The sequence below is a fragment of the Bradyrhizobium sp. genome, assembly GCF_016462955.1.
Lineage (GTDB): Bacteria > Pseudomonadota > Alphaproteobacteria > Rhizobiales > Xanthobacteraceae > Bradyrhizobium.
In genome coordinates, this window is record NZ_JAEMSD010000599.1 from 1 (window position 1) to 1,353 (window position 1,353).

Below are 1,353 nucleotides of genomic sequence, written 5' to 3' on the forward strand. Positions count from 1 at the left end.
GGCTCGAAGCAGTGGGCCTACAAGGGCAAGCCGCTCTACACGTTCGCCAAGGACCAGAAGCCCGGCGACGTCACCGGCGACGGCTTCCTGAACGGCGCCTGGCACCTGGCGATGCCGTGAGAGCTGGCGGCTATCGCAGCCCCTCATACACCATCAGCCCGCGCGCGATCTGCAATTTGCGGATGGCGCGCGGCAGGAGTTTCTCCGGCTGGTGCAGATAGCGCCAGGAGGTGAGGGTGAGGGCGGACAGCGTGCCGCATTCGTCGTCGAACGGCGCGAGCACGCCCGTCACGCTCACCGGGCTGTGCGGGCGGGCGTTGAAGGGCAGCAGCAGCAGTTCGAGATGCGCCTTGCTGCCGTCGCCGCGTGCGGCGGTGACGCCGGCGATCGCACCCAGCGTCTCGTCGGCGACGACCGTCGTGATCTCCTCGATCTCGCCGCGGCTCGCGTCGGTGAACAGCGCCGCGAAGCTCCGGTCCTTGAGGTCCGTTCCTGCGAGTGCGCAGACGCGCGTGCCGGCGACGCGGAACGGGAAGCCGAGGTTCGGTTCGCAGGAGAGCACGAAGATGTCGCCGAGCAGGCCGCGGACCGCGGCCGGGTCGATGTCGGCCCGGTCGGGGGCCCGCGCAGCGCCGCGCTTGTTGTCCCAATACGCGAAGAACGCGCGGCTCGACGGATGTTTCATGTCTGAACGCTAACCCCGGGGCGCAACCGCTCGGGACAGTCCTGTCCCGCTTCAGTGCACCCGCGATCCCTTGTGTTGTTGTGCAGGAGGGGATTTGCAGCGTCCATGCCGCAGCGGCGGTTTTGGGCCCGCTGAAGCGGTGTTTGCGTCGTTAACGTTAAATTAACTATGCGCTTTGTGCCCGCCGCCGGCCTGTTATGGTGACGGCGGTCGCAAGCCTTGCCGCTTTCTCCAGGTTCTCGGCAAGGCCTGTACACAGGGCGTCAAACAGTTTGGTCACGGGCCGCGGGGAGGGGTGGGGATACTCCTTATCTCTCCGGCCACCGGAAGACCGACACGGACGGGCAGGGCTTCCCAGGGCCCTGCCTTTTCCTTTTCGGTCATCAGCGCTCGTGCCCCGGACGCAGCGCGCACTCCTTCAGTGATGCGCTGCAGAGCCGGGCCCATGTTGCGAGCTCGACGGAGAATCTGGGTCCCGGCTCTGCGCCGCGGCCCTTCGTGCCGCGCCTTGTCCGGGACACGGAAGCGGCTCAAATGCGCGAGGTCGTGTCCCGGACGCGCTGCGGCGCGAAGCGCTGCTGCGCTGAGCCGGGACCCAGTCAGTCTGCCGGCGAACGAGACATCCTGCACCTTTTCCTTTTGTGCACTTGCGCAGGGCGGGCAAAGGC

General features: G+C 67.3%; 1 protein-coding gene and 1 pseudogene. One reads left to right on the forward strand and one right to left on the reverse strand.

What is annotated here, in order from left to right; translation table 11 throughout:
• A pseudogene (locus JHD07_RS35215) lies at positions 1-120 on the forward strand (hypothetical protein); the annotation flags it as partial.
• Positions 121-130: 10 nt separating this feature from the next.
• Here the strand turns inward: JHD07_RS35215 and JHD07_RS35220 are convergent.
• Positions 131-685, reverse strand: a complete 555-nt coding sequence (locus JHD07_RS35220) for a PAS domain-containing protein (RefSeq protein WP_291630565.1) — start codon at positions 683-685, stop codon at positions 131-133.
• Between the last annotated feature and the right edge of the window lie 668 nt (positions 686-1,353).